23 protein-coding genes and 7 pseudogenes are annotated in these 17,783 nt (G+C 64.0%); 20 read left to right on the plus strand and 10 right to left on the minus strand.

Features of this window, described 5'->3' with window-relative positions:
• Nucleotides 1-34: 34 nt before the first annotated feature.
• The 6 genes and pseudogenes from nifW to B0G74_RS05765 form a co-directional block, all read right to left on the minus strand.
• Nucleotides 35-373, minus strand: a complete 339-nt coding sequence (gene nifW, locus B0G74_RS05740) for a nitrogenase stabilizing/protective protein NifW (RefSeq protein WP_105512130.1) — start codon at nt 371-373, stop codon at nt 35-37.
• Between the two features lie 5 nt (nt 374-378).
• The gene (locus B0G74_RS45665) at nt 379-531 is read right to left on the minus strand and encodes a hypothetical protein (protein ID WP_165923817.1); all 153 of its coding nucleotides are present in this window, start codon (nt 529-531) and stop codon (nt 379-381) included.
• The gene (nifV, locus tag B0G74_RS05745) at nt 528-1,664 is read right to left on the minus strand and encodes a homocitrate synthase (RefSeq protein WP_132373989.1); all 1,137 of its coding nucleotides are present in this window, start codon (nt 1,662-1,664) and stop codon (nt 528-530) included. The genes B0G74_RS45665 and nifV overlap by 4 nt, the downstream gene beginning before the upstream one ends.
• Before the next feature lie 449 nt (nt 1,665-2,113).
• Nucleotides 2,114-2,236: pseudogene (locus B0G74_RS46495) on the minus strand (2Fe-2S ferredoxin); the annotation flags it as partial.
• 23 nt (nt 2,237-2,259) lie between these two features.
• Nucleotides 2,260-2,634 (minus strand): iron-sulfur cluster insertion protein ErpA, encoded by a 375-nt coding sequence (erpA, locus tag B0G74_RS05755; protein WP_132373990.1) that lies wholly within the window; start codon nt 2,632-2,634, stop codon nt 2,260-2,262.
• Between the two features lie 192 nt (nt 2,635-2,826).
• Nucleotides 2,827-3,503, minus strand: a pseudogene (locus B0G74_RS05765) (aminotransferase class V-fold PLP-dependent enzyme); the annotation flags it as partial.
• A 318-nt stretch (nt 3,504-3,821) separates the two neighbouring features.
• On the opposite strand from B0G74_RS05765, the pseudogene B0G74_RS05770 reads away from it, so the two are divergent.
• From B0G74_RS05770 to B0G74_RS05855, 19 genes and pseudogenes are all read left to right on the plus strand, one after another.
• Nucleotides 3,822-5,524 (plus strand): annotated as a pseudogene (locus B0G74_RS05770) (sigma 54-interacting transcriptional regulator).
• 254 nt (nt 5,525-5,778) lie between these two features.
• The gene (gene nifB, locus B0G74_RS05775; RefSeq protein WP_132373991.1) at nt 5,779-7,374 is read left to right on the plus strand and encodes a nitrogenase cofactor biosynthesis protein NifB; all 1,596 of its coding nucleotides are present in this window, start codon (nt 5,779-5,781) and stop codon (nt 7,372-7,374) included.
• 40 nt (nt 7,375-7,414) lie between these two features.
• Nucleotides 7,415-7,609 (plus strand): 4Fe-4S binding protein, encoded by a 195-nt coding sequence (locus B0G74_RS05780; protein ID WP_026226294.1) that lies wholly within the window; start codon nt 7,415-7,417, stop codon nt 7,607-7,609.
• A 50-nt stretch (nt 7,610-7,659) separates the two neighbouring features.
• Nucleotides 7,660-8,067: an iron-sulfur cluster assembly accessory protein gene (locus tag B0G74_RS05785; protein WP_132373992.1), complete on the plus strand. Its 408-nt coding sequence runs from the start codon at nt 7,660-7,662 to the stop codon at nt 8,065-8,067.
• A 15-nt stretch (nt 8,068-8,082) separates the two neighbouring features.
• Nucleotides 8,083-8,664, plus strand: a complete 582-nt coding sequence (locus tag B0G74_RS05790) for a hypothetical protein (protein ID WP_132373993.1) — start codon at nt 8,083-8,085, stop codon at nt 8,662-8,664.
• A complete protein-coding gene (locus B0G74_RS05795; protein ID WP_132373994.1) occupies nt 8,661-9,485 on the plus strand; it encodes a 4Fe4S-binding leucine-rich repeat protein in 825 nt (274 codons plus the stop codon). The genes B0G74_RS05790 and B0G74_RS05795 overlap by 4 nt, the downstream gene beginning before the upstream one ends.
• Nucleotides 9,478-9,858 carry a nitrogen fixation protein NifZ gene (locus tag B0G74_RS05800; RefSeq protein WP_027193760.1) on the plus strand — a complete coding sequence of 127 codons (381 nt, stop codon included), beginning with the start codon at nt 9,478-9,480 and terminating at the stop codon, nt 9,856-9,858. The genes B0G74_RS05795 and B0G74_RS05800 overlap by 8 nt, the downstream gene beginning before the upstream one ends.
• Nucleotides 9,855-10,130, plus strand: a complete 276-nt coding sequence (locus B0G74_RS05805; protein ID WP_132373995.1) for a nitrogen fixation protein NifZ — start codon at nt 9,855-9,857, stop codon at nt 10,128-10,130. The genes B0G74_RS05800 and B0G74_RS05805 overlap by 4 nt, the downstream gene beginning before the upstream one ends.
• A complete protein-coding gene (locus B0G74_RS05810) occupies nt 10,127-10,498 on the plus strand; it encodes a hypothetical protein (protein WP_132373996.1) in 372 nt (123 codons plus the stop codon). The genes B0G74_RS05805 and B0G74_RS05810 overlap by 4 nt, the downstream gene beginning before the upstream one ends.
• A 22-nt stretch (nt 10,499-10,520) precedes the next feature.
• On the plus strand, nt 10,521-10,826 hold the full coding sequence (locus B0G74_RS47425; RefSeq protein WP_279388558.1) for an aminotransferase class V-fold PLP-dependent enzyme: 306 nt from the start codon (nt 10,521-10,523) through the stop codon (nt 10,824-10,826).
• Nucleotides 10,751-11,512 (plus strand): annotated as a pseudogene (locus tag B0G74_RS05815) (aminotransferase class V-fold PLP-dependent enzyme); the annotation flags it as partial. The gene B0G74_RS47425 and the pseudogene B0G74_RS05815, both read left to right, overlap by 76 nt.
• A gap of 193 nt (nt 11,513-11,705) precedes the next feature.
• Nucleotides 11,706-11,924, plus strand: coding sequence for a putative nitrogen fixation protein NifT (nifT, locus tag B0G74_RS05820; protein ID WP_007177241.1), 219 nt, complete (start codon nt 11,706-11,708; stop codon nt 11,922-11,924).
• A gap of 1 nt (nt 11,925) precedes the next feature.
• Nucleotides 11,926-12,204 carry a hypothetical protein gene (locus B0G74_RS05825; RefSeq protein ID WP_132373997.1) on the plus strand — a complete coding sequence of 93 codons (279 nt, stop codon included), beginning with the start codon at nt 11,926-11,928 and terminating at the stop codon, nt 12,202-12,204.
• Nucleotides 12,191-13,354 (plus strand): DegT/DnrJ/EryC1/StrS family aminotransferase, encoded by a 1,164-nt coding sequence (locus B0G74_RS05830; protein ID WP_116140819.1) that lies wholly within the window; start codon nt 12,191-12,193, stop codon nt 13,352-13,354. The genes B0G74_RS05825 and B0G74_RS05830 overlap by 14 nt, the downstream gene beginning before the upstream one ends.
• A gap of 10 nt (nt 13,355-13,364) precedes the next feature.
• A complete protein-coding gene (locus B0G74_RS05835) occupies nt 13,365-14,207 on the plus strand; it encodes an SIR2 family protein (protein ID WP_121311318.1) in 843 nt (280 codons plus the stop codon).
• 55 nt (nt 14,208-14,262) lie between these two features.
• Nucleotides 14,263-14,550: pseudogene (locus B0G74_RS05840) on the plus strand (2Fe-2S iron-sulfur cluster-binding protein); the annotation flags it as partial.
• Nucleotides 14,551-14,566: 16 nt separating this feature from the next.
• Nucleotides 14,567-14,770 (plus strand): FAD-dependent oxidoreductase, encoded by a 204-nt coding sequence (locus tag B0G74_RS46500; RefSeq protein WP_116117460.1) that lies wholly within the window; start codon nt 14,567-14,569, stop codon nt 14,768-14,770.
• 46 nt (nt 14,771-14,816) lie between these two features.
• Complete coding sequence (locus tag B0G74_RS05850; protein ID WP_132373998.1) at nt 14,817-15,011, plus strand: hypothetical protein; 195 nt, start codon at nt 14,817-14,819, stop codon at nt 15,009-15,011.
• Nucleotides 14,995-15,237, plus strand: coding sequence for a hypothetical protein (locus B0G74_RS05855; protein ID WP_128592674.1), 243 nt, complete (start codon nt 14,995-14,997; stop codon nt 15,235-15,237). Before B0G74_RS05850 ends, B0G74_RS05855 begins: the two co-directional genes overlap by 17 nt.
• Before the next feature lie 59 nt (nt 15,238-15,296).
• Here B0G74_RS05855 and B0G74_RS05860 read toward each other — a convergent pair whose 3' ends face one another.
• The 4 genes and pseudogenes from B0G74_RS05860 to B0G74_RS05875 form a co-directional block, all read right to left on the minus strand.
• Nucleotides 15,297-15,572 carry a hypothetical protein gene (locus tag B0G74_RS05860; protein ID WP_132373999.1) on the minus strand — a complete coding sequence of 92 codons (276 nt, stop codon included), beginning with the start codon at nt 15,570-15,572 and terminating at the stop codon, nt 15,297-15,299.
• Between the two features lie 24 nt (nt 15,573-15,596).
• Nucleotides 15,597-15,833 carry a zinc ribbon domain-containing protein gene (locus B0G74_RS05865; protein WP_105512117.1) on the minus strand — a complete coding sequence of 79 codons (237 nt, stop codon included), beginning with the start codon at nt 15,831-15,833 and terminating at the stop codon, nt 15,597-15,599.
• An 18-nt stretch (nt 15,834-15,851) separates the two neighbouring features.
• Nucleotides 15,852-16,301 carry a hypothetical protein gene (locus tag B0G74_RS05870; protein ID WP_116140829.1) on the minus strand — a complete coding sequence of 150 codons (450 nt, stop codon included), beginning with the start codon at nt 16,299-16,301 and terminating at the stop codon, nt 15,852-15,854.
• 157 nt (nt 16,302-16,458) lie between these two features.
• Nucleotides 16,459-17,026, minus strand: a pseudogene (locus tag B0G74_RS05875) (OmpW family outer membrane protein).
• Nucleotides 17,027-17,316: 290 nt separating this feature from the next.
• Here B0G74_RS05875 and B0G74_RS05880 point away from each other — a divergent pair.
• Nucleotides 17,317-17,628: pseudogene (locus B0G74_RS05880) on the plus strand (oxygen-independent coproporphyrinogen III oxidase); the annotation flags it as partial.
• Nucleotides 17,629-17,783 lie beyond the last annotated feature (155 nt).

Raw genomic sequence — 17,783 nt, forward strand, 5'->3', positions numbered from 1 at the left:
GGTCTTAACGATGTGCATGGTCTTGCTCCACCTGTCAGGCAAGGGTGCGCGCGGGCAGCGACGCGCGCAGACTGTCGAGTGAAACGTGCTGCCGCCCATTTGTGTCCCGGAACACCTTGAACACTTTTTCCTGCGCCGGCGTGGAGGTGACGAAGTCGCCGTAAGCCTTGAGCAGCAGCGCGTGATATGACGCGAACAGCGCGCCTTCGTCGCTTTCCGGCAGCGCGTCCTGTTGCTGGATGTACTGAAAGAAGCGCTTGAGGATGTGTAGCCGACTCACGTTGACGATCTTCTGGTCGAACGGAATGCCGAAGAACTGCAGGAAGTCCTCGGCTGAGGACAGCGCCTTGAGTTGCTGGACAAAGCTTTTCATCGTGTTTACTCCTTGCAAGCGGATGAGGATAGGTGCGGACAGAACGTCGGCTCGGCGAAGTACTTGTCGCAGGCGTCGCTGATGGCGCACGGCGGCGTCGTGCCCGACTGATCCGGTTGCGCGACGCACTTCGTGAAGCGGGCCACAGCGCCGGTCATGACAATTCTCCGCCGGTGTAGCGCAACTCGATCAGGAAGCGATACAGGTCGGCGGCGCTGGGCGCTTGCTTGTGCTGGGTGGCATGGTGGCGGATACGGGTCAGCAGCAGCACGAGCAGTTTTTCACTGACGGGCAGGCCGAGCGCGTCATAAGCCTGGCGCACGCTTTGCGAACCCGAATGCTTGCCGAGCACGACCGAGCGTTCGCGACCGAGTTCGGCGGGATCGAAGCTCTCGTAGGTCGATGCATTCTCCGCGAGCCCGTCTGTGTGGATGCCGGACTCGTGCGTGAATACGCTGGCGCCGACAATGCTTTTGTTCAGCGCGACCGGGCGTCCTGAAGCCCGTTCGACAAGCCGAGAGATGCTCAATAGCGCGGTCGTGTCGACGCCGGTGTTGCGACCCATGATGTGGCGCACGCCCATCACGATCTCCTCCAGCGCGGCATTTCCGGCGCGTTCGCCGAGACCATTGACGGCGGTGTTGGAATGGGTTGCGCCGGCGCGCAGTGCCGCAAGGGTGTTCGCGGTCGCGAGCCCGAGGTCGTTGTGCGCGTGGATTTCGATTTCCAGATCGACCGCGTCGTGCAATCGCGCAATCGCTTCATAGGTCGAAAAAGGATCGAGGACGCCGAGCGTGTCCGCAAAGCGGATGCGTTGCGCACCGCACTGTTGCGCGTGCCGCGCCACGTCGTCGAGGAACGCGGGATCCGCGCGCGAGGCATCCTCCGCGCCCAGCGAAACCTTGCGGCCGCTTTTGACGGCGGCGCTGATCACGCGATTCACCTGCGCGAGCACCCATGAGCGCGGCTGGCGCAACTTGTGTTGGAGGTGGATATCGGAGACGGGAATCGACAGGTGAATGATGTCGGGATTGCAGCACAAGGCCGACGCCAGGTCCGCGTCGGTGAGACGGCCCCAGACCATCAGATCGGCGTCGAGATTCAGCGCGACGATGGTCCGGATGCAATCGATTTCCTCGGCACCCATTGCGGGGATACCGATTTCCAGTTCGGGTACCCCGGCGCTTGACAGCGCCTCGGCAATCGCGCATTTTTCGGCAACCGTGAATGCGACGCCAGCGGTCTGTTCGCCGTCGCGCAGTGTGGTGTCGTTGATGATCGGATTCGACACGGGAAGTGGTCCTTTAGGCATTTGATCAAACCCTCCGCAAGTACTGTGCCATGCACGGTTACTGCGAATAGCCGCTTGCTGCGGGGCTTCCCGGCGTTCGCTGGCGCTGTGATGAAGAGGTCCCAACGAAGACCTGTCGCGAATGTCCTGTTTCGAACAGCCAGGTGTAGCGAGGGAGACGGCGCTGCAAAAAGCGATGCACGACGCGGTGTGCGGGGTCAGCCAGGATGTGCGGACGCCATCGGTGCGATGCAAACGCTGTAGAGATTGGCTATCCATAGGAACGACGATGCCGGAAAATGAACAGAGGCGGCGGCTATCAGCGCGGCTATGCGCTCGCGGCAATGCGCGGCTATGCGCTCGCGGCAATGACCGCCATGGTGCTTGAAGAGGCCACACAGCGCTAAGGACGCTGGCCCTCAGTGCTCACGCGCGAGGTCGCGCGTATGTCATGGCAGTTCGATCGTCAGGTCGGCGTCGCGCGGCTTCACGCAGCACGCGAGACGCGATTGCACGTCAAGACCCCATGCATTGTCGAACTGGTTGTTCTCCTCGTTGTCAGGAGGCGCCAGTCAGTGAGATTGTCATGATTGTCTTACACGGAAAACGAACTGCCGCAGCCACAGTTGCTCTGCGCATTGGGGTTGTGAATGACGAAGCGCGAACCTTCCAGGCCGTCTTCGTAGTCGACGCGCGCGCCCAACAGGTATTGCTGGCTCATCGAATCGACCAGCAGCGTGACGCCGTCCGTGACGGTCTGCATGTCGTCGTCCACCACCTGGTCGTCGAACGCGAAGCCGTACTGGAAGCCCGAGCAGCCGCCGCCGGACACGTACAACCGCAGCTTCAGGTTGGGATTGCCTTCTTCCTCGATCAGCGAGGCCACTTTCGCAGCGGCCTGAGACGTGAATTCGAGCAGGCCCGGCATGACGCCAGGTGTGGCGGAAGCCGGTTGGGCGAGCGTTTCCATGGAGGTTCCTCTCAGGCTTGAATGGACTCACTTCGGGTTGGATGAGCAGGTCGGTTGTTCGGCGAGTTGCAGGTCGTTGGCTACTGCGCCTCGAAGCGTCTGGCGCGAGCGAAAGTCGGACACGGCCGCCTTGATCGCGTCCTCGGCGAGAATCGAGCAGTGGATCGCGATCGGCGGCGATGCCAGTTCCTCGACGAACTGATGCGTGCACAACGTCCCGGAGCGCATGCCGCGCTCGTGGACGCCGCTGTGCATTTGGCAGACGATCCGCATGCGCGGCCGGAGCCCCGCATATAGCGCGCCGATGCTGTTGGGGCCGTAGATCTTGTGAGCCGGGAAAGACATCAGATCGACCGGCACTTGCCGGCGGGCTGCGCGGCATCCACGTGCAGCAGGATGCCCCGGGCGCGGCAGAGCGCGCCGTTTGCAGCGATGTCCACGTGGCCGCTTTCCTGCACCGGCAACACTGTGATCTCGAAGCCTTCGCGATCAAGTTCGGGCATCGCGCCAAGCACCGACTGGTGCTCGGTCGTGAGCGTCACCAGGGGATTGCCTTTGGCGCGATGAAAGTGCGCGGCACCCTTGATCGCGAGGTTGTTCGATTCCGTCGCTTCGGAGGTCCAGACAATCGCGCGCGGGTCCGCGTTCACGAGCGAACTGGCCTGTTCGAGGGCCAGTTCAACCGCTTCTTCGGCGACCCAGCCATAGGCATGCGAACGGCTGGCAGGATTGCCGTACATCTCGATCAGGTAAGGCAGCATGCGTCTGATCACGCGCGGATCGACCGCAGTGGTGGTGGCATGATCCCGATACACGGGGTCGGCGCCGCGTGGATGAAGGCCGGTACTGACGCGTTGGAAATCCGACATTGCAGGCTCCTGAAAGCGGGGGTAGTGCGACCTTCATTGCAACTTCCATGCCAGTGGATTTTCACGTTCTAGTGGCCACTTTCAGCCGGGCCGGCGTTGTTTCGCTGTTGTTTTTGTGTCGATGCGCGCGACGAGCCCGGATTTTCGTCGTCCTTTTTGTCGGATTTGTCGTTGCGCACGCGGGATTGACATGCGCGATGGCTCAATCATCAGGCGTAGAAATGGGCTTACCTTAAACGCTGTGTCTTTGCGTTGATCTTGCGCTTTGCGCTGGTACATCGAAAGCGCGCGGCGCACGAAGAGGAAATTAATGTGAACATGCAGGCAGCCGTTGCCCGGCAAGCGCTGGACGGTGTCTACGAGGCGAGCAAGACGCTGGTTTCGTCGCTCGATGTGGCAAAAGCCTTCCGCGAGTCCCTGAACTATCTTGTGCGCACCATGGAGTGGCGGCGCGCCTTTGTGGTGCTGGCCGAACCGGACCGGCAACTGGGCGGCCTGAGCGCTAAGGGTCTTTCGCGTGACGAGCAGCAGCGTCTTCAGTTCCGTCCCGGCGAAGGCACCGTCGGCCGCGCGTGAAAGAGCGGCATCGGGGTGATCGTGTCCAACGTGAATGATGAACCGTCGCTCCTGTCCGCATGGGTGGTGCGGACCAGATACCGGGGGCGTGCACCGCCATGCTAGCGACGCCGATCCACACCGACCGGCGCACTCTCGGCGTGCTCGCTGTCGATTGCGTGAACCCCGGTGCAAGCCGGCTGTTTGTCGATGACCTGCATCTGGTGATGATTGTCGCGACCCTGAGGGGGGTAGACGTTGCTGCTCCAGCGCAGCGTATGCGCGGCGCACGATAGCATGCAGGATGACGTCAGGCGCATGCGGAAGGTGATCAAGCCCGCTTAACAGATCGACCAGGTAGTCGGTGTCTCGGCGGCGATCCAGGCAGTGTTCGCACAGATTCACAGCTCGCCCCCGCGCGTACCATCGTGCTGCTGCACGGCGAGAGTGGCACTGGCAAGGAATTCATCGCGCATGCGATCCACGACTTGTCGCCGCGTGGCGGCGAGTCGTTCGTCCGGGCAATTGCGCGGCGTTGATGGAGTCCTTGCGGGAAAGCGAGCTGTTCGGCGACGGGAAAGGCGCCTTCACCGGCGCGCAGGGGCCACAAGTAAGGGCCGCTTCGAACTGGCGGCGGTACGCTGTGCCTTGACGAGATCGGCGATATCGCGCCGTCGTTTCCGGCGTAGCTGTTGCGCGTGCTGCAGGAGCGCGAGTTCGAGCGTGTCGGCGGCATGACGCCGGTGAAGGTGGATGTGCGTCTGATTCTCGCGACCAATCGCAAACTTGAACGGATGGCGACGGGCGGCCAGTTGCGCTCGGATCTCTACTACCGTATCAACGTGGTCAGTATCGAGTTGCCGCCCCTGCGTGAGCGGCGAGAAGATATTCCGGCCAAGGCACAGCTTCTTGCCCGTTTCAACCGTGAAAACGCGCAGTCCATTCGCTTCGACGCGGAAGCGATGCGGGTGCTCATGAGATGCTACTGGCCAGGCAAAGTTCGTGAACTGGAGAACTGTGTTGAACGCAAGGCGACCGTGACGCGTGACCTCGTGATCGACCGTTTCAAGTTCCTGTGGCAGGAGGACCATTGTCTGACGGAGGTGCTGCACTATATCGAGCGCGAGGATGCGGTTCGCCCCGCGCCTCTGGGCGAAATGCCGATCGCTGAAGTGCCGTCGTCGCAGCCGCCGTACGGGCATCATGATCCGGATATGGCGTCGGCACCGGCTGTCTGGTGGGCACCCCGGCCACTGAGGCTGCCACGGATCTGGATCCGGCGGCGGACGACCGAACGTTCGCGACATCGCAAGCCGGGGAAGCCGGAGGATGAACGCGAACGATTGATCTGGTCGACGGAACGCAGCGGCTCGGTTCAGGCGAAGGCGGCGCGCCTCCTGGGGATCACGCCCCGGCAGATAGGCTATGCGCTGCATACATCCTCTATTGAGGTTCACCGGTTCTGACCAGGATAAAGAATGCTTCGCCTACCCAGCTTGTGCGGGTCCATCTCGCTGGTTCGGCACATGCGTTCCAGGTCGTGTGAGATTTGTCGCAACACCGACACGACGCAACGAAATTGGAGGGATACGTCGCGCGCCGGGATCATACAGAACTGCGAAATATCCCCTAACACATTGATCCTTGGCTTTCTTGTCGAGTGGCATGGATCTGGCTTTATGGCTTGCGCGCGGCCGCCGTCGGTTGCGAGGAGATATCCATGCAAGCGAGTTCAAAAGCGAGCGACTTGCCCGCAGCGGCTTATATCGGCATCGGGCAGATTAAACCTCTCGGCGTGAAGATCGAAGACCCGTCCACCGGTGGCGGCTGCGGCACGCACGGTGGCGAGGGTAAGGCCAGCTGCGGCGCGTCGGGCAGTCTCGACGACTTGCCGCCGGACATCTGGGAGAAGGTCAAGAATCACCCGTGCTACTTGGAAGAAGCCCATCATCACTATGCGCGCATGCATGTGGCGGTGGCGCCGGCTTGCAACGTCCAGTGCAACTACTGCAACCGCAAATACGACTGCTCGAACGAGTCGCGTCCCGGCGTGGTCTCTCAGAAGCTAACGCCGCAACAGGCAGTGAAGAAGGTCGTGGCCATCGCAAGCGAAATTCCGCAGATGACGGTGCTTGGCATTGCCGGTCCTGGTGATTCGCTGGCGAGCCCGAAGAAGACCTTCGAGACGGTCCGGATGCTGCAGGAACAGGCGCCGGACATCAAGCTGTGCCTGTCGACCAATGGCTTGGCGTTGCCCGACCTCGTGGACGAAATCTGCAAGTACAACATCGACCACGTGACAATTACCATCAACATGGTCGACCCGGCGGTGGGCGAGAAAATCTATCCGTGGATTTTCTGGGAGCACAAGCGCGTGACCGGTTACGAAGCAGCCCGCATCCTTTATGACCAGCAGATGAAGGGTCTCGAGATGCTCACCGCACGCGGCGTGCTGACCAAGATCAACTCGGTGCTGATTCCCGGCATCAACGACGAGCACCTGATCGAGGTCAACCGCGAGGTGAAGAAACGCGGCGCGTTCCTGCATAACATCATGCCGCTGATCTCGGAGCCCGAGCACGGCACTCACTTTGGCCTGAGCGGCCAGCGCGGGCCGACTGCGCAGGAACTCAAGGCCGTGCAGGACGCCTGCATGGGCGGCGCCAACCTGATGCGTCATTGCCGCCAGTGCCGCGCGGATGCGGTTGGCCTGCTCGGCGAGGACCGCAGCGAGGAATTCACGCTCGACAAGATCGAGCAGATGGAAGTGGTCTACGATCTCGACCGCCGCCGTGAATACCAGCAGCGCGTCGAAGCCGAGCGTCAGGCGCAGCACGACGCGAAGCAAGAAGCGCTGGCTGTCTCTCGCGAGATCGACGTCGCCGACGACATGAAGGTGCTGGTCGCGGTCGCAACGAAGGGCGGCGGCCGGGTCAACGAGCACTTCGGCCACGTCGCGGAGTTTCAGATCTTCGAGGTCTCGGCAGCCGAAGCGCTGTTCGGCGGCCATCGCCGGGTGGACCTGTATTGCCGGGGCGGCTACGGCGACGACGAGCAACTACCGTCGGTCGTGCGCGCGCTCCACGACTGCCACGCGGTGCTGGTCGCGAAGATCGGCGCCTGTCCGAAAGACGAACTGGCGCAAGCGGGCATCGAGCCGGTCGATCAGTACGTCGGCGAATTCATCGAAAAAGCGCTGCTTGCTTGGTTCGACGACTACCGCAGTCGCATCGCCAGCGGCGCCATCGTGCACCGGGACCGCGGCGATGCTTCAATCCGCCAGGGCGCTTACACCTCGTCAGCCTCAGCGGCGTGATACCCCACACCCTTCCAGACAGGACAACAGGAGAGCCTCCATGCCTCTGAAGATTATTGCGTCCACCTGTACGGGATGCTCGGCCTGCGAACCGGAATGCCCTAATGTCGCGATCAGCGAGAAAGGCGGCGTGTTCGCGATCGACCCCAAGAAATGCACCGAATGCGAAGGCCACTTCGACGACCCGCAGTGCGTCGCGGTGTGTCCCGTGGACGGCTGCATCGTTCAGGTTTGAGTCTGGCTCGTGGCCGGGCCGGCCATTCATCCAACAGGAGACTACGCATCATGCTGTCCAACGTAACTGTTACGAGCGCCGCCGAGAAGTTCATGCGTCGTATCGTGGGCTTTTCGGGCCTGCCGGCTGGCGCCGGCTTTCGTCTGGTGGTGAGCGCCGGCGGCTGTTCCGGCTATACCGCGGAATTCACCGCCGAGCCGGCGCTACAACCAGGCGAACAGGAACTCGACATCAACGGCCTGCGCGTATTCCTGCCGGCTGGGAGCCGGCTGATGCTCGAAGGCATAACGATAGATTTCGCCGACACGCCAACCCAGTCCGGCTTGATCTTCTTCAATCCGAACCAGGCCGCTTGTGGTTGCAGCAGCAGTGCGGATTCGGCGCCGCCAGGCGTGGCGACCATCGATGTCAGCGCGATTGGCCGCGGACGGCCGCCGCTGCCGCGTCAGATTTCCTGAAGAGGAGCGATGGCGATGGAGTCCGGCGACCGCGCCCTCGACGACGCAATGACCGCGTTTGCGCAGAGCGCGATTGGCGGCGGCTTGCCGCCAGGCGTCAATGCATTGATCGCCGAGGCGGGTCGGTTGCGTGAGCGCCCCGATGAGGCGCTCACGCTGTTGCAACGCGCCCGCGCCGCCGCGCCGCGCCATCCGGTGCCGTTGATCGCGCTGTACCGCTTTTACTTCTACGGCCATCAATTGGCGCAGGCGCGTGCGATCGGCGAAGACGCGCTGGCGGTCGCCCGCACCGCGCTGGGCTTAGATTTCGGCGAGGAACCGCTTGCGGCCGCGAACGTGATCACGCGTTATGACGCGGCCGCGCGTTTTTATCTGTTCACACTGAAGGGCCTCGTGTACCTCAACATGCGTCTCGGCGACTTTGAAGAAGCGCGCATGCTACTGCGCGAATTGCGCCGGCTCGATCCCGAAGACCGGGTGGGAGGCGCGCTGCTTTCGCATGTCTTGGATCGTCATGAGACCGGCGCCGGGTCCGACAATGCAATGGATGCGCTGAGTGCGTATCCGACGCGCGGCTGGACGGGGACGCAACCATGAGCGTACAGAACGTGCGCGTACCAGGCGGCGACATTGTACCGCGCCACTGGCAGGGCGGCCCGCTCGACTGCACCGGCTGCGGCTACGTGCGGTTCCGCGAGTTGCCGGCGGAGCACGGTTGCGGGCCAGGTCACGCGTGCATGCAGGATGCGTACGCGCGCCGCATCGAGTGCTTCTTTCACTGGTATCCTGAACTGGCCAACGAGCAGCTTGCGCATCCGTACTTCGAGGTGCGCGCAATCGCCGCGAGTCACGCCGATGTGTTTTGTCTGCCTGCATTGCTCGGCGATCCGGACGAGATGGTCCGGCTGCCGCTCGCGTTGCGATTGCCGCAGGCGCAACTGGCGCGCCTGATCCACGATCCGCATCGCGAGGTGCGGATTCGCGTGGCGCCTGCTGCATTGGTCGGCATGCGGGGCGATTCCGACTACGGCGTGCGCGAGTGGGTGGCGCAGCGTCTGCCGCTCGCGCTGCTGCCGCAGATGATCGGCGACCCTGATCGCGTAGTCCGGATGCGACTGGCCGAGCGTCTTGAGATGCCCGCGCTGCTGCGTATTGCCGACGACAGCGAGGCCGAGGTACGCCGCATCGTCGCTGAGCGTCTGCCCGCGACGATGCTATCGCGCCTCGCGTTCGATCCCGATTGGCGAGTGCGCTGGGAAGTCGCGCGGCGCGCCGCTGGCGAAATCGTGGCGTCGCTGGTGGATGACGCGGACGAAGAGGTGCGCGCGCTCGCGCGGCGGCGCCGGCAGTCGGGCGAGGTCGCGAACCTGATGACCACCGGACAAACGCAACGATCAGCAGGAGCGAAGCATGGCTGACATCAACCGCGACGACGACCTGATTGAGGTCGCGTTTCCCCCGCGCTTCAACTACGGCGAGCGCGTGATCGCACGCTCGGTTATCCGCAACGACGGTACGTACAACGGCAAGGACATCGGCGAAGTGCTGGTGAACAAGGGCGAGATCGGCTACGTCACCAGCATCGACACCTTCCTTCAGCAGTTCTATATCTACGCGGTGGATTTCGTCGAGAGCGGCCACCGTGTCGGCATGCGCGCGAAAGAGCTATGTACGCTCGACAACCTGCCGGACGACGTGCTGCAAGGCTTGGGCGAGCGGGCCGAAGCGCTGCACAAGATCGGCACGCGGGTCCAGCCCGAAACGTCGCAACCGCAGGAGCCGTCAGCATGAGTACCGAACCGGTTCAGCCTGCTTATCAGTGGGGCATGCGCGTGATCGCGCTGGATGACCTGTGCAACGACGGCAGCTTTCCGGAGCGCGGCCAGGACGATTGTCTGGCCGAGGCGGGTACGGTCGGCGAAATCGTCAACGTCGGCCAGGTGGTTGAGAGCGGCGAGCCGGTCTATCTGGTGGATTTCGGCAACTGTGTCGTCGGATGCACGGGGAATGAAATTGCGCCCGCGCCCGCCGGCCTGCTACCTGAAGAAGGAGCCATGTCATGACGGTTCAGGCGAGTGCGCCAGAAGCGGCGGCGCCGCGCGACGGTTTGCGCGCGAGCCGCCCGTTCGACCTGACCCAGCGCCAGATCGAGCAAGCGTTGCGCGAGCGTACCCGCTACCACTATGTGCTGCCGCGCGTGCTGCGCGATGGGCAGGGGTTCAGTGTCGAGAGCCCGTGCTGCTCCCGCAATGTCGACGCGAATGGCGGGCTGATCGACATAGCCTGGCTCACGCGCGATGAAGACGGTATGTGGCACCTGAGCGCGCGCGATCATGCGTCGCACCGATGGATGCCCCAGCATGAGAGCACCGGTCTGGCCGAGCTGCTGGACACGCTGTGCATCGATCGCGAATGCGTGTTCTGGCCGTGAAGCAAACTAACGGAGCCCGGCGATGATCTATCTCGACCACAACGCGACCATGCCGCCAGCCTCCGCCGTGGCGCAGGCGATGCTGTCCATCCTGACGGATGCGTGGGGCAACGCGTCGTCGCAGCATGCCGTCGGGCAGCAGGCGAAGGGCGCGCTCGCTGCGGCCCGCGCGACGATCGCGCGAGCGCTCGGTTGCAAGCCCGCAGAGTTGATCTTCACCAGCGGCGCCACCGAAGCCAATCACCTGGCCGTGTGCTGGCTGCACGCGGCGCCGCCGGGGGGCGGCACTGTGGCGTATTCAGCGCGATCGAACATGCAGCGCACCTGAAGCTGGCGCGAGCGCTGGCTGCACGCGGCGTTGCGGTCGACTACATCGCCGTGCGGCCCGACGGGACGCTGGACCTCGACAGTGTCGCCGCGCTGATTGGACCTGACGTCGGGGTGGAATCGCTGATGGCGGCCAACAACGAGACGGGCGTATTGATGCCGGTCGCCGAAGTACGCGATCTCGTGCATTCGGCCGGCGCGCGCCTCCATGTCGATGCGACGCAGTTCACCGGCAGGCTGCCGTTCCATTTCGCGCAGAGCGGGGTCGATGCGGTGTCGCTGTCGGCGCACAAGCTGCGCGGGCCGAAGGGCATCGGTACGCTCCTCGTGCGCCACGGCGTGACGCTGGTGCCGCAGGTGCAGGGCAGCCAGGAACGGCATCGACGCGGCGGCACCGAGAACCTGCCGGCCATCGCCGGCTTTGCAGCGGCGCTCGAGCGTATCAGCGACGTAGCGAGCGAAGCGGCGCGCGTGGCCGCGCTGCGTGACGCACTGGAGCAGGGGCTGCGGTGCGCACTGCCGGCCGTCCACGTGTTTTCGGCGCAGGCATCGCGTCTGCCCGGCACCAGCTACCTGCGTTTCGGCGAGGTTCCTGCCGAGGTCGTGTTGCAGCGCATCGAGCTGCCGGGCGTTGCCGCGTCGTCAGGCTCGGCATGCTCGTCTGGCGGCAGCGAGCCGTCGCACGTGCTTGCCGCGATGGATGTGCCGCGCGATGAGACGCTGGCGGCGGTGCGTCTGTCGCTCGCGAAACCACTACGGCGCAGGACATTGAGTACGTGCTCGCCTATCTGCCGCCGTTGCTTCGTCCACTGCTGGAGGAAGCAGCGCATCCCGCTTGAACGTGGTTTGAACCTGTCATCAATCTCCGGAGTCCGAAACCATGAAAGTCATGATCCGCAAGGACAGCAAGGGCGCGCTGAGCGCCTACGTGCCAAAGAAGGACCTGGAGGAGCCCATTGTCGCGATGGCGCAGCCCGGGATGTGGGGCGGTCTCGTCACGCTCGCGAACGGCTGGCAACTCGAATTGCCCGCGATGGCCGACGATACGCCGCTGCCCATCACGGTCGAAGCGCGGCGCATTGCGGGCGTGGAGGAGTGAGATGACCCTGAACGCCGAGCAATTGGACTTCGCGGCGGACCTGCTCCGCACGGCACCGACGCTACGCGACGCCGCCACGCAATGGCACGAACGTTATCCCGAGGTGCTCACAATGCATGTCAGCGCAGCGGTGATGCGCGACGATATAGCAGCGCTTCGGTTCGGTGTGCGCAGTATCTATTTCGCGATGTCGGGCGGGCATTGCAGGTCCATCACGCAGCGGCCTGAAGAGGCCGATGCGTTGATCCTGACCGAGGACGGGGCGCATGGAAATCGATGAGATCGCGCTGAGCGAACCGGCTTGCGCGGCGCGCGAGATCGATTTCGTCAACGCTGTGCTGCAATCTTCGCGTTGGAGCGACGGGCCGATGCTTGATTCGTTCGAGCGCGCGTTTGCGGGCTGGGTTGGCCGGGAGTATGCGGTCGCGGTCGCGAGCGGCACGCTCGCGACCTGGATTGCGTTGCGCGCGATGGGGATCGGCCCGGGAGACGAGGTGGTCTGCGCGTCGCACACCTGGCATCAGGTGGCGCAGGCGATCACGCTGGCGGGAGCCATGCCGGTGTTCGCCGACATCGACTACTGGAGCGGTTGTCTGAGCGCCGAAAAAGCCGCGCAGAAGATCGGCCCTCGCACGCGCGCGATCCTCGCCGGCAATACCAACGGCCACCCGGCCGCGTGGGCGCTGCTGCGCGAACTGGCCGACGCGCAGCGCTTGCGGCTGATCGAAGACAGTACCGAGGCGTTGGGCTCGCGCTACCGGGGCCGCAACGTCGGCTGTTTCGGCGACGTATCAGTGTTCGACTTCTCCAGCCCGTCCGCGCTGTGCACAGGAGCGGGCGGCATGCTCGTCACCGACGATGACGAACTCGTTCATGAACTGCGCTATCTGCGCGAGCGGCGCGTCACGGACCGCGCGTCCGTCTCGGTCGGCTCGTGGGTGCCGCTGCAGGCGGGCATCAGTGATCTGACCGCCGCGCTCGGTCTCGCGCAACTGGCCGAACTCGACACGCGCCTCGCGCAGCGAAAGCAGGTCGAGACCTGGTATCACGAAGAGATGCAAAGCTTCGAAGGGATCAAGCCGGCCTACCTGGCAGAGGACGTCGAAGAAGTGCACAGGATGCTCTATGTTGTGCATTTGGGCAAACGTTTTACGCAGAGCGCGCGCGCCCAGATGATCGACGACATGAAATCTTGCGGCATTGAGACGGTGGCCTACAGCCATCCGCTGCATCAGCAGTTCCACTACTTGAACGCGGGCGATGCGATCGGCCGCAAGAGCGGCCTGTTGCCCGACACCGAGCGCATCGGCGATCGCGCGCTGGCGCTGCCGCTGCACACGCTACTCGACACCGACCAGGTCAAGTACATCGTCAAGACGCTGAAAGACACCGCGACCAACGTGGGCGCCGGCGCTGCCATTTATCTGTGAGCCGCACTCCATGACCGTTTCAGTCCAGACCATCGCCGAACGCCTGTGTGCGGGCGGCGTCATTCCGTACCTGGGACCGGCGCTGCTCGCGCTGTGCCCCGATACGGCCGCCCCTGCCACGCCGCTCGCGCTCGCCGAAATCATCACGGCCAAGGTCAGCGTGCTGTACAAGATCCGCACCCGGCTGACCCAGGCGGCGCAGTTCATCGAAAACTTCAAGCATCGCAAGTCGCTGGTGAGCGTCATGAATGAGGCCTTCGCCATGACGTCGACGCCGTCGGCACTGCATTGCGCGCTGGCGGCGATGGGCGCCGGGCTGGTTGTCGACAGCTGGTACGACGACACCTTCGCCTGCGCGCTGGCGCAGGCGCGGCCGCAGGGCGGCTGGGCGCAGTTGCAGGGGCTGTCGCAGGCCGAGCATTTCGGCCATTGGTTCGCGGCCTATAGCGCAGACGGCGCGTTGCTGGATGCCGTGCCGGCCTCGGGCGCGCTGCTCTACAAGCCGATTGGCGGCCATGCGCCGGCCTCTAACTACCTGGTCTCTGACAGCGACTTCGTCGAAGTCATGACCGAGATCGATATCCAGACGCCCATTCCGCCCGCCGTGCAGGCGTGGCGCCGCGGTCGAAGTTTTTTGTTTCTGGGCTGCCGTTTTGACGACCAGCTCACACGCAGCTTCGCGCGCCAGATCATGAAGCGCTCCTCCGACATGCACTGGGCCGTGCTGCCCGACGAACCGACGCGTATGGAGGCGCGCTTTCTCGAAGAGCAGGGCATCACGTGCATCGCGATGCCGCTGGGCGGGTTCGCCGAAGCGTTGGTGGATGCCTTGCAACCCACACTGGCCGCGTGAAGCGTGGCCGCTAGCCAGCGTTCTTTATCCGTAGCCTTCTATCAAGATCGCCATCATGACCACATTGACCGTACTGCCTTCGGGCAAGACCTACGACGTTGCCGTCGGCGCGACCCTGCTGCAGGCACTGCTCGCCGCAGGCGAGAGCATCGAGCACAAGTGCAACGGCAAGGCCGACTGCGGATCGTGCCGCCTGTTCGTACAGGAAGGGCGCAAGAGCCTGCCGAAGATCCAGCGGCTCGAAAACGACAAGCTCGATACGCTCGTCGGCATCGGCTCCAAGTCGCGCCTCGCCTGTCAAGTCGTGCTGGCCGAAGAGCCGGTGACCATCGAACTGCTGACTTCGTCTGAGCGGCGAGATGACCGCGGTCGAATCGCTGGTGGTCGACGTGGCCATCGTCGGCGCGGGTCTATGCGGCGTCGCGCTGGCGCGCGCACTGCACGCTCAGGACGTTTCCGTCGTTGTCATCGAAGCGCGCGAGCGCGTGGGCGGCCGTGCTGACGCAACATTGCTAAGCCACCGGTCAGACGCTGGGTCTAGGTCCGGCCTGGTTCTGGCCTGATGCCGAGCCGCGCATCGGCGCGCTGCTCGACGAACTCGAACTGGGTATGCCGAGCGTGCGGCAGCACGACCCCGGCGATGCACTTTGGCTCACCGACCCGAACCGCGAACCGCAGCGGCGCGAGGGGCCGCTTGAGACGCATGCCGGGGCGCGCCGCATCGCAGGCGGGACGGCGCGTCTGGTCGTGCTGCGCTGCGGCAGCCTGCGTGCGGACCAGCAGCGCGTTGCTGATGCTGCGTGACCGCGGCGCCTGGCTTGAACTGCAAACACGAAGTAGCGCTGCGACACGCGTGCTGCGTGGCCGCCGGGCGGTACTCGCGTTGCTGCAGCGGCTGGGGGCGGAGCATGTCAGGTTCGATCCGCCGCTGCCCGCGCTGCTTGCTGACGCGCTCGCGGCCACACCGACCCTGCTGAGCGCGGAGCTGGCGTTCAACAACACGTCGTGCGCGTTGTCAGAACTTCCCTGACGAGCACCAGCCGGACGCGGCGCTGCTACGTGCGATCGCGCTCGAATTGAACTCGCGTCTCATGCATGCCTGTCCGGACATCGATCCTGCGGCGGTGCCGGCACGACCCGCAGCGCCGCTATCGAAACCAGCGCGCGGCTGGCGATCATCGAGCAGGCCGGCACGGCCGCGATGATCCTGACCGAAGGCGTGGATCCGGGTAGCGTCGAGATACGGCAGATGCCCTTCGCGCGTTCCGGCAGGCAGTCGGCGGTGGCCTGTTCCAGCGTGCCGGCCACATGACGACGGTGAGTCTGAGTGCCATCGGGTAGGCGCCCCTCGAAGTTCACATGCATCGACAGCGCGATTCCCCGTTCGGCTTAGCGCAGCAGCTTGCAGCGCTCGGCCGGCGAATAGTTGCTGAGGTGCCCTTCGCGGGCCGCCTGACGCCGCGCGAAGGAGATGATCGCGCGGCTCTTGCCGGGCGAGGCCGGCGCGCTGACCTGCTTGTCCAGCGCGGTGCCGCCGCATTGCGGGCAGACGGGCGTGTGGCCGGCGCGCACCAGCGTTTCGAATGCGTGGCCGCAGGCCGCGCAGCGGTAGTCGTACAGGGGCATGGTGATCCGATCTCCGTTTCAGGTGGATGGGGCGCAGCGGATCGCGCGTTGGTGCGAGCTGTGGTCTGTCATTGCGGCGCAGTCTTCGAGCAGCATGTCCGGGGCCGGTGCGTGCGCGCCGAGCCCGATCCAAGTGTACACCAGGGCCGCATTGGAGCCGACCATGCGGCGCTCGTCGCATTGCATCAGCGACCGGCGGAACAGCAGCGGCTCGGCCAGCAACAGCGTCAGCGCTACATTGGCGTCGATCGTTTCCGGCACCACTTCGCTCGACTTGATACGCGGTGCCGCGCGTTTGAACCACTCGCTGATCGGCCGCGGCGCCATGAAGGCCCTGCAGCGTGCGGCGGTCCAAGGCCAGCTCAGTAGGTTGCACACGTCGAGCGTGTGGCCGGCCATGCGCAGCAGGGCTTTCTGGCGCGCATTGCCGGAGCAGCCGGGTTTTTGTAGATGGTGATGTGGGCCCATTGCCGGGGTTCTCAGGTTTGACGCAGCAGTTGCAGGCAGTCGAGGCTGGCCGCCATGTCGATGGCAGTGAAGTCGTCTTGGTAATGCACAGCCGGATCGGCGCCCAGTCCGAGCAGCGTGCGCACTTAACAACGGAACGGAACACTCACTGCGCTCGCTAGAACTTCATCCCAACGCCTGGCCCCAGTACTAGCGGGTCGATGTCCAGTCGGCCCAACGAACTGCCGCCGACCGAGGCATCCGTGTGCATTCAGATCTTCTTGATATCCGCGTTGAGAAAGACGGTCTTCGTGATCTGCACGTCGGCGCCAGCATGCACCGCCGGACCGAAGCTGCTGCGTGACACCTCGGGTGCCTTCTGGGCTCGCGCTCAGGCCGTCGTTGTAGAAGTACGTGTAGTTGACCCCCGCGCCGACATACGGTCGGATCATGCCAGCATGGTTGAGGTGATATTGCAGCAGTGTCGGTGGTAGCACGTTCACGCCACCCAGATCGCAAAGACCAGACGTCACGTGTTGCCGCGAGGTACCGAGAATCAGCTCGACGCCGTTCGCATCGCGGATCATATAGATCAGGTTCAACTCCGGCACGAGTGCGTTATTGACACCCATGCCGAGCGACGACAACGTGCCGCTCGCGTGTACTTCCGGCTCGATCGAGATGGCACGCAAACGCACGAGTAAGTCACCGGCGTGGGTCCCGTCCGCCGGCACCGCGCCTGCCATCGTGCTTCCGTTCGCGCTTACGTCATTCGCGTATGCCCGTACTTCGAACAAACCGGTAGCGCACAGGCTTGCCACGATCATCACGGCGTTAATCATGTGCTTCATCGCTTTGCCCTTGTTGACGTATGCGGGGAATTGTCGACGCGCAAATCAGGGTGGCCCTTGCGCAGGATCAACCGGTCCCGAGCCCGAAGTCAAGATGCGACATCGGGTCACGCGTCGGAATGTCGAGATAGCGGGAGCCTTGAGGCCGGACTATTGGCCTTCACCCGCATTGACCGGTACCCAGCCGGCTGCCGGTCGAACGCGGAATTGCCCTATCGCCTGACGATGCGTTGCGTCGGGAGGTGATCATGACGCTCATGTGCAGCGTGCCGCTGAATTTCGCGGCGATCTCGCTAGCGCATCAGATCGACTTCGTCCGCTATTTCTCAAGTGAGCTTACTGCCCTGGAACCATACCGGGAGGCGGGACTGGTGAGCATCGATGGAAACGGCATCTCGATTGCCCCAAAAGGCCGGTTCTTCGTGCGCGCAGTGGCCATGGTGTTCGACGGTTGTCTGGAGCGACCCTCGAGCGCGTCCTGGTCAAAACTGATCTAGCGGCACGACGGCGGTGGCTGGCGCAAACAACGCGACGGGGCGTGTTCGTCGAACTCCGAAATAGCAACGCCAGGGTGCGTATTCGCTGATCCGGATCAGATTGTCCCGCGCATCGAGAATGCTGCGAGCGTTGCATTACCCGCAAACCGCACCGT

It is taken from the genome of Paraburkholderia sp. BL9I2N2 (assembly GCF_004339745.1).
In the GTDB taxonomy this organism is placed as follows: domain Bacteria; phylum Pseudomonadota; class Gammaproteobacteria; order Burkholderiales; family Burkholderiaceae; genus Paraburkholderia.